The sequence below is a fragment of the Myxococcus sp. AM009 genome, assembly GCF_013372605.1.
Taxonomy (GTDB): domain Bacteria; phylum Myxococcota; class Myxococcia; order Myxococcales; family Myxococcaceae; genus Myxococcus; species Myxococcus vastator.
The window spans coordinates 1-9162 of record NZ_JABXEP010000222.1; the positions used below are offsets into that span (position 1 = coordinate 1).

The following is a 9162-nucleotide window of genomic DNA, read 5'->3' on the forward strand; positions in this document are numbered from 1 at the left end:
GGCTGGAAGTCGAAGCGCCGGGGCGGGGCGGCGGGCCTGGACGCGGGAGTCGCAGCCTCGCGAAGCGCCCTGCTCGTCCCTACGCTCGGAGCACGCCCGGTCGCCCTCGGCCGCACGGACCGAGCATGATGCGGCACGCCGTGCCCGCGCCGCACCCCCAGCGCGGGAGCACCATGCCGCACCGCGACTCGGGACGCGCGGAGGCGCACATTCACGCTAGGCTCTTCTGTCGTTGGCGCGACACGCGCGCTGACGCTCCGCGTCGTATGTGCGCTTTGACGCGCGGAGCCATCGACCGTGCTTTGACACCCTCTCTGTCGGGTGCTACCGCTAGGTGAAACATGAATCGGGCTTCAGCTTCTCAAGACCGCTCCGGACCCGTCACGCCGCGAGGCCAGAAGACGCGTGCGAAGCTGTTGAAGGCCGCGGAGTCGGTCTTCGGTGAGAAGGGCTACGAGCGCGCCTCCATCGCGGACATCACGCGCAAGGGTGGCGTGGCGCTCGGGACGTTCTACGTCTACTTCCCCGACAAGCAGTCCATCTTCGTCGAAGTCGTGGACGAGCTGGGCACGCGCCTGCGCCGGCTCATCGCCGAGTCCGTGGCCGACTGTGAGCACCGCGTCGACGTGGAGCGTCAGGGCCTGCGCACCTTCTTCCAGTTCGTACGGCAGCACCCCAACCTCTATCGCGTGGTGCGCCAGGCGGAGTTCGTGGATGAGGCCTGCTACCGCCGCTACTACGACCGCTTCGCTCGCGGCTACGTGAGCGGGCTCACCCGTGCCATGGAGGCGGGCGAGGTGCGGCGCATGGACCCGGAGGCGCTGGCCTACTGCCTCATGGGCATCAGTGACTTCCTCGGCATGCGCTGGGTCCTCTGGGAGGAGGACCCCGGGCTCGAGCGCGTGCTCGACACCGCGATGACGCTCATCTCCCACGGCCTGGACCCGCGCGCGTCCACGGGCCGCAACACCGTGAAGTCCTCCGCCGCTTCGAAGCCAAAGCCGAAGCCGAAATCGAAGACCCCGAAGAAGAACACCCTGCGTTCCGCCCGCCGACCGGCGCGCGGCGCCCGGAGCTGACGAACACCCATGCGATACGCCCAGATTCTCTCCACTGGCCGCTACGTCCCCGAGAAGGTCCTCACCAACGCTGACGTCGAGAAGATTCTCGGTGAGAAGGTGGATGAGTGGCTCCAGCAGAACGTGGGCATTCGCGAGCGCCACATGATGGCGGATGACCAGGCCACCTCCGACCTCTGCGTGGGCGCCGCCCGCCAGGCGCTGGAGCGCGCGGGCACGAAGCCGGAGGAACTGGACCTCATCATCATCGCCACCGACACCCCGGACTACCTCAGCCCCGCCACCGCCTCCGTGGTGCAGGCGAAGCTGGGCGCGGTGAACGCCGGCACCTACGACCTCAACTGCGCGTGCGCGGGCTGGGTGACGGCGCTGGACGTGGGCTCCAAGACGATCGCCGCGGATGACAGCTACCAGCGCATCCTCGTCGTGGGCGCCTACGGCATGTCGCGCTACATCAACTGGAAGGACAAGAAGACGGCCACTCTGTTCGCGGACGGCGCGGGCGCGGTGGTGCTGGGCGCGGGTGACACGCCCGGCTTCATGGGCGCGAAGCTGCTGGCCAACGGCGAGTACCACGACGCGCTCGGCGTCTACACCGGTGGAACGCACCGCCCGGCCACCGCCGAGTCGCTGGAGCTCACGGGCGGCAAGCCCGCGGTGCAGTTCGTCCGCAAGTTCCCCGCGACGTTCAACACCGAGCGCTGGCCCATGCTGCTGGACCAGCTCCTCAAGCGGCAGAAGCTGCAACTGGATGACGTGAAGCAGTTCGTCTTCACCCAGCTCAACCTGCGCACCATCGAAGCCACCATGAAGATCCTGGGCCAGCCGATGGAGAAGGCCCACTACACCATGGACAAGTGGGGCTACACGGGCTCGGCCTGCATCCCGATGACGCTGGATGACGCGGTGGTGCAGGGCAAGGTGAAGCGCGGCGACCTGGTGGCTCTGTGTGCCAGCGGCGGCGGGCTCGCCATGGCCTCCGCCCTCTACCGCTGGACGGCCTGAGCCACGCCATGACGGAGGGCGCGCACATGTTCATCGGTGACTGGATGGGCCGTGGCGCCCTCTACTGGCCCGACAGCGTCGCGGTGGTGGACCCGTCCCGTGGGGCCGCGGGCCGCTTCACCTACCGCGCGATGAACACGCGCGCCACCGCGCTGGGCGGCTGGCTGCGCGACGTGGCCGGCGTGAAGAAGGGGGACCGGGTGGGCCTCGTGGCCCACAACGGCGTGGAGTACCTGGACGCGCTGTTCGCCTGCGCGAAGCTCGGCGCCGTCTTCGTCCCCTTCAACTGGCGCTTGCATGCCGCCGAGCTGGCGGACCTGATGCGCTCCATCCGCCCCGGCGTGCTCCTCTTCGGCGACGACTTCCGCGACACCGTGGCGGACGTCCGCGAGCGCCTGGGCGGCGGCCCCCGGCTGGTGGCCCTGGAGTCGCGAGGCCTGCCGGGCGCGGACGCCTACTCGGCGGCGCTGGCCCACGTGCCGGGCGCGCCGGTGACGCAGGACGCGGTGTCCGAGGAGGACATCCTCTGTCTCATCTTCACCGGCGGGACGACGGGGCGCTCGAAGGGCGCGCGCGTCAGCTACCGCATGGTGGCGTGGAACACGCTCAACACGCTGGTCCACGAGGTGCGGCCCGGCGACGTCACGGTGACGCACACGCCCATGTTCCACACGGGCGGGCTGCTCGTGTACACGCTGCCGCTGCTCACCGTGGGCGGCACCGTCGTCCTCATGCGCCGGTGGGAGCCGGAGGCGCTGCTGGACCTCATCCCCCAGGAGCAGGTGACGCTCTTCTTCGCGGTGCCCACGCAGTACCAGCAGTTGTTGGAGTCGCCGCGCTTCAAGACGACGGACTTCTCCTCCGTGCGCTTCATGACCAGCGGCGGCGCGGCGCTGCCGGTGCCGCTCATCCAGGCGTGGCAGGCGGTGCACCCGGTGCCCTTCAAGCAGGGCTTCGGGATGACGGAGTTCGGCCCGGGCCTCTTCAGCATGGGGCCGGAGTACGCGGTGTCGAAGGCGGGCTCCATTGGCCGGCCCAACTACTTCATCGCCGCGAAGCTGGTGGATGACGACGGCCGGGAGGTCCCCACGGGCGAGGTGGGCGAGCTGCTCCTCAAGGGGCCCTCCATGTGCTCCGGCTACTTCGAGGACGAGGCCGCCACGCGCGAGGCCATTGACCCGGAAGGGTGGCTGCACACCGGCGACCTGGCGCGCATGGACGCGGACGGCTTCTTCACCATCGCCGGGCGCAAGAAGGACATGTTCATCTCCGGCGGAGAGAACATCTACCCGCTGGAGCTGGAGTCCGTGCTGTACGAGCACCCCGCCGTCGCCCAGTGCGCCGTGGTGGGCGTGCCCGACGAGAAGTGGGGCGAGGTCGGCCGCGCCTTCGTGGTGTTGAAGCCGGACGGGAAGGTTTCGTCGGAGGCGCTGTTGGAGCACCTGCGGGGACGCGTGGCGCGCTTCAAGGTGCCCAAGCGCGTGGAGTTGCTGGAGCGCCTGCCCATCTCCGCGGCCGGAAAGATTCTCAAGCGCGAGCTCCGCGACGCGGCCGTGGCCGCGGACCGGGACCGCTCGCGTCATTGAGCGTGAAGGCACCTTGAAGGACGGGCCACGCCAACGGTGGCTCGCTGCCTGTTGACTGTCGCGTCAGCCCGGCGATGCCCGCCGGAGGAAGAGGAGCAACCCATGAAGAAGATGCTGCTGTCCGCGGTGATGACGTCTGCGCTGTCCCTGGTGGGCTGTGGTGAGAGCGACCCAATCGACAACGGCCCCGACAACACCCCCAACCTGAGCACGTCGCAGGGCATCCTGACGTTCCTGGAAGGAAAGACGCTGACGATGACCGGGGACGACATCCCGACCCATCCGAACGGCTTCAGCGAGGACGTCAACTTCGGCGCCAGCTCGCAGTGCTACCAGAGCGTCACCATGTCGGTGCAGGGCGGCAACTTCCGGGTGGACAGCATCCCGGGCACCATCGAGGGCGCGCCGCAGGCGGGCCAGACCGGCACCTGCAACCCGGAGCTGCCGCAGAACGCGCTGTCCTTCACCTCCACCGTCGTGAGCATCGAGAACGTGTCGGCGGACGGCGAGTGCTTCGACGTCGTGTTCTCCTTCCCGGGCTTCCGGCAGGTGGGCCGCGGCTCGTTCTCCGCGGACCAGCGGCGGCTGGACCTGGAGCTCTTCTTCGAGGGCGGCGCCACGGGCGCCAACTGCGCGGCGGGCGCGGTGGGCTCGGCCACGGTGAACCAGGTCATCGCGGGCGAGAGCCGTCCATTCGAGGGCAGCGCGGTGCAGAGCTACGTCATCAGCGGCAGCTAGTGTGAAACCCGCCGGGAGGGAGGCGTGCTCCTCCTCCCTTCCGTGTGGGGCCCGCGCCCGGCGGTCGCCGTGTGGCGCGGGCGCAGGGGTGGAGCACGGCCTCGCGAGGCGGGCGGTCCGCGGGCCACGGAGCGAGTCGAGCACGCAGACGTTCGCAGTCCGGCCGGAAGGCTGGGAGCGCCCCCGCGCACGGGGCCGAGGTGTTTATGGCACGGTGGTGGTTGTCCGAGGCACGCAGGGCGGCGCGGCGGTCCGCGGGAGCCCTGGCGTTGGCGCTGGCGGGGGTGTCGCTCTCGGCGGCGGCGCAGAGCACGCCGGTCCCCGGCCTCTACTTCGGTGAGTGGAACGACGAGGCGAACCGCGACGAGGACGCGAAGCCGCGCGAGTTCAGCCTCATCAACTACTTCTTCACGCGCGTGTCGGTGCAGAACCAGGTGGGCGACCCGGCTGGCCTCCGCGGCGTGGCGCTGGGCCCCATCGGCCTGCCCGCGGGGAGCGCGGTGCGCGCCGAGCCCGGCCTGTCCGCGTACTTCATCGAGCAGCGGTGGATTCCGGTGCTGGAGTACAGCCCCCACTTCGTGGACGGGCTGGCCTCCTTCCGGGCCCAGTTCGAAATCGACTACATGTGGGGCCGCTCCGCGAACGCGCTCCAGCAGAACGAGGGCGGCGGCTTCAACGCCGACCAGGTCAACATCCAGACGAAGAACGTCAACGTCGCGCTGTACCCCACGCGCAACCCGCGGCAGTTGACGCTGCTGGTGGGCACGCAGCCGGCCTACGACAACGTCTACGACCCCACGCGCACGCCGCTGTCGGACATCACCCGCACCGGCTACAAGATGAGCTTCCTGGGCAGCGACGCCACGGGCCTCTCCCTCTTCAGCGGCTACAAGGGCCTGGCCAAGCTGAGCCTGCTGCCGCTGGGCACCGCGCAGGCAGACAAGGCCACGCGCAACGACCCGCGCCTGAAGTACATCTGGCTCATCACCGGTGACTACGTGTACCCGGTGCGGCCCAACACCAACGTGGGCCTGTCGCTGTGGTTCCTCAATGACCAGACGAAGGGGGACGCCTACGCCTTCGAGGGACTGGTGAAGAGCGGCCCGTCCTCCACGGGCCTCAACACCTTCACGGGCACGGCGCGCTTCGACATCGCGCGGCCCACGGGCAACGTCTTCTGGGCGGGCGCCAACTTCAACCACAACATCGACTTCCGCACGGGCCGGTTCGGCGCGTCCGGCTTCGTCATGTACAACGGCGGCAAGTACGTCAGCGACGACCCGGAGCGCTCCGCCCTGGACGAGCTCACCATCTCCGGCCTCTCCGCCAACCTGGAGCTGATGTACCAGTGGGGCCGCGGGTCCGCGGACATGCTCACGCTGGAGGGCATGTATACCACCGGTGACAGCGACCTCTCCGACAGCCGCTACACCGGCGCCTTCACGCTCAACCAGTACGGCCTGCCGGGCGCGGTGTGGTTCAACCACAAGATGCTCATCCTGTTCCCGTTCACCAGCACGGTGAACAACTACACGGGCGCGGTGACGGACATCTCCAACCAGGGCTACGGCATGCGCGCGGCCATCGCCACCGCGGCGTGGGACATGGTGCCCAACAAGCTGAACCTCAAGCTGGGCGTGGGCACCGCCACCTCCGACGCGACGCCCGCGCGGTGGACGCCCGAGGTCGAGCGCGGCCGGTACATTGGCACCGAGGTCAACGCGGAGCTGCGCTACCACATCCGCTACCTCATGACGGCCGGACTGCACGCGGGCTACCTGTTCCGGGGCAGCTTCTACGAGGGCTCGCCCACCATCCGGACCAACCCCTTCTCCGTCTTCACCACCTTCACCTGGTACGCGTTCTGACCATGAGCACCTCCCGCGCATTCACGGCCCTGCTCCTCGCGGCGGGGCTCTCCTCCGGCGGTTGCGTGCGCTCGTTCGCGCAGCAGCCCGCGCTCTCCTTCCAGGACCTGGACTACACCTCCGAGGGCTCGAAGCAGCCCTGGCCGGTGAAGCGGCTGGCGCTGCCGCGCACCGCGAACCAGTACGGCATGGCCGTGGTGCCAGAAATGGCCTACGTCGACATGCCCGGCAGCGGCCCGGACGCGAAGGCCGTCGTCTTCATCCACGGCCTGGGTTCGTACCTGAAGTTCTGGCGGGCGCAGCTGGACGCCTTCCAGCAGCAGGGCTACCGCGTCATCGCGGTGGACCTGCCCGGCTACGGCAAGTCCGACAAGCCCGGCAGCTTCCCGTACACCATGGAGGCCATGGCGGACGCGGTGCTGGAGCTGGTGGACACCCTGGGCCTGGACAAGCCCGTGCTCGCCGGCCACTCCATGGGCGGGCAGACGTCGCTCTCCTTCGCCATCCGCTACCCGGCGTCGCTCAGTGGGCTGGTGCTGGCGTCGCCCGCCGGCTTCGAGAAGTTCAGTTGGCGGGAGAAGGAGTGGTTCGCGCGCGTGATGAGCTCCGAGTTCATCAAGAGCGCGCCGGAGGCCAGCATCTGGGGCAGCGTGCGCCAGGCCAACTTCATGCACTGGCGGCCAGAGCTGGAGTGGCTGATTGAGGAGCGCGTGCGGCTGGCGAAGTCGCCCGAGTTCGACGCCTACGCCTACGCCAACGTGCGCACGGTGCGGGGCCTGTCCAACAACGACTTCGTGCGCGGCAACCTGCACCGCGTCACCGTGCCCACCGTCATCATCTACGGCACGGATGACCGGCTCATCCCCAGCCCCTTCCTCCACGGCGGCGAGGCGCGCGGCATCATGGAGTACGGCGCGTCTCACATCCCCGGCGCGAAGCTGGTGGCGCTGGAGGGGTGCGGGCACACGGTGCAGCTCGACTGCGCGGAGCGCTTCAACGAGGCGGCCTTCGCCTTCGTCCGCGACGTGGCGGCGGAGCGCATCGAGGCGCCGTCCGCGCCCGCGGAGGAGGAGGCGCCGCGGCCGGAGGCTCCGCCCGCGCCGGCATCCGAGCCGCTCACGCCGGACAGTCTGCCTCCGCCCACGCCGGGCCAGGAAGGCGAGCCGACGCCGGGCGTGCTGCCCCAGCCGTAGCGCGCTGCCCGGTGCACCTCCACCCCGGATGCGCGGGTGGAGGCGCCCGCGTGGAGCCGGTTACGGGATGGTGTGGTTGACCACCATCCCGTATTGGACCTCCGCCGTCAGGTCCTTCGAGTTGAAGTGGCCGTAGGGGTAGCCGGTGTAGCGCTTCTCACCCGTCTGCCCGGGGATGCGCGACGTGTACTCGCCGTAGACGATGCCGTCGTAGCCGATGATTTCGTCCGCCGTGGAGTAGAGGGCGTAGCGGTAGGCGCCCTCGTAGCCGCTCCTGGAGCGCAGGTCATTGAGGTACGCCGAGCGGCCGGTGACGCTGCCCCAGTAGAGGTAGCCCGGGTACAGGCCGTTGGTGGCGCCGCAGGTGGGCGTCGACGGGCCGGACATGTAACAAGACGTCAGGCCCAGGTTGGCGCCGGCGATGCCGACGAAGGTGTCCACCGAGGACGTGAGCGACGCGCCCACGTTGTAGCTGCCGCCGTCCGCCGCGTCGTGGGCCGTGCCACCGAGGATGGCCTTGCGCGCCAGGGTCACGCCCATGGAGTGGGTGATGATGTCCACCTTCGAGGCGCCGGTGTACGCCTTCACCGCTTCGATGAACTTGCGCACCTTCATCACGTTCTGCTTGGAGTGGTACTGGTTCGCGGACTGGAGCGCGTTGGCCGGGCCCCACGTCGTCGCGTACAGCTCGCTCGTCTTGTAGCCCCGTGAGTGGAAGTACTCGATGGAGTTCGTCCAGCCCGTCTGGCCGAAGACGCCCGAGCCCACCGCCTTGTCCGAGTTGCCGTGGATGAAGATGACGGGCTGCCTCGTCACGGTGTCGGAGGCGCTGGCCTTGCCGCCGTAGCTGCCGCCCTTGAGGTCCGCGCGGACGAAGTCGTAGCTGTTGTAGCCGTTGGACGACAGCCAGTTGCGGAAGTGCGTGGTGGCGCCGGAGGTGGAGACCGCCGCGGCCTCCACCTCGCCCAGCGCCTCCTCGTGGGCCGCGAAGTCCTCGCCGCAGCCGGTGGTGATGCCAAGCAGCAGCGTGCTCGCGAGATACAGCGAAGGCCTCAGACGCATGGGCATGCTCCTATGTTTGTTTTTGGAGAGCGCGTCCGGAACAGGAACTGTCCTCGAGCGCGATACACAGTCTAGAGACATCTCCCGCGAGCGTCTTCCGTCGAGTGGACGTGCATGGACGTTGTCGCGCTGCGTCGCGTGGTACTCAACGGGGTATGCGCGCACGCAAGGTCGTCATCCGCAAGGCAGGTGGGTACGGGCAGCTCCACCTTGAAGAGGTGAATCAGGTTTCACCTGGAGTCGGGGAGGTCCGGGTGGCCACCGAGGCCATTGGGGTGAACTATGCGGACTGCGTCATTCGCATGGGGCTGTACGCCTCCGCGACGGAGTACGTGGGGTGGCCCATCACCCCGGGCTTCGAGTTCGCCGGCCGGGTGGAGGCCGTGGGCGAAGGGGTGGAGGACCTGGCTCCCGGCGCGCGGGTGTTCGGTGTGACGCGCTTTGGTGGGTACGCCACCCACGTCACCGTGCCCCGTCACCAGGTGTTCACCTTGCCCGCGCGGCTGAGCATGGAGCAGGCCGCGGGGTTCCCCACGGTGTTCCTCACCGCGTACTACGCGCTCTTCGAGCTGGCGCACCCGCGCCCAGGCGCCCATGTGTTGGTGCACTCGGCGGCGGGCGGGGTGGGTGG

Annotated in this window: 8 protein-coding genes; 7 read left to right on the forward strand and 1 reads right to left on the reverse strand. The window is 69.1% G+C overall.

Going from position 1 to position 9162, the window contains the following annotated elements; translation table 11 throughout:
- Positions 1-341: 341 nt before the first annotated feature.
- The 6 genes from HV824_RS32905 (at position 342) to HV824_RS32930 (ending at position 7469) form a co-directional block, all read left to right on the forward strand.
- A complete protein-coding gene (locus HV824_RS32905) occupies positions 342-1079 on the forward strand; it encodes a TetR/AcrR family transcriptional regulator (protein WP_176418676.1) in 738 nt (245 codons plus the stop codon).
- A gap of 9 nt (positions 1080-1088) precedes the next feature.
- A complete protein-coding gene (locus tag HV824_RS32910) occupies positions 1089-2084 on the forward strand; it encodes a 3-oxoacyl-ACP synthase III family protein (protein WP_176425023.1) in 996 nt (331 codons plus the stop codon).
- Between the two features lie 8 nt (positions 2085-2092).
- The gene (locus tag HV824_RS32915; RefSeq protein ID WP_255208527.1) at positions 2093-3670 is read left to right on the forward strand and encodes a long-chain fatty acid--CoA ligase; all 1578 of its coding nucleotides are present in this window, start codon (positions 2093-2095) and stop codon (positions 3668-3670) included.
- 102 nt (positions 3671-3772) lie between these two features.
- Positions 3773-4408 (forward strand): hypothetical protein, encoded by a 636-nt coding sequence (locus HV824_RS32920; protein WP_217917944.1) that lies wholly within the window; start codon positions 3773-3775, stop codon positions 4406-4408.
- A gap of 206 nt (positions 4409-4614) precedes the next feature.
- A complete protein-coding gene (locus tag HV824_RS32925; RefSeq protein WP_217917945.1) occupies positions 4615-6276 on the forward strand; it encodes a hypothetical protein in 1662 nt (553 codons plus the stop codon).
- Between the two features lie 2 nt (positions 6277-6278).
- Complete coding sequence (locus tag HV824_RS32930) at positions 6279-7469, forward strand: alpha/beta fold hydrolase (RefSeq protein WP_176425025.1); 1191 nt, start codon at positions 6279-6281, stop codon at positions 7467-7469.
- Positions 7470-7529: 60 nt separating this feature from the next.
- On the opposite strand, the gene HV824_RS32935 is transcribed toward HV824_RS32930, so the two are convergent.
- Positions 7530-8537: a lipase family protein gene (locus tag HV824_RS32935; RefSeq protein ID WP_176418681.1), complete on the reverse strand. Its 1008-nt coding sequence runs from the start codon at positions 8535-8537 to the stop codon at positions 7530-7532.
- 149 nt (positions 8538-8686) lie between these two features.
- Here HV824_RS32935 and HV824_RS32940 point away from each other — a divergent pair.
- The coding region (locus HV824_RS32940; protein WP_176425026.1) for an alcohol dehydrogenase catalytic domain-containing protein at positions 8687-9162 on the forward strand (476 nt) is incomplete at its 3' end.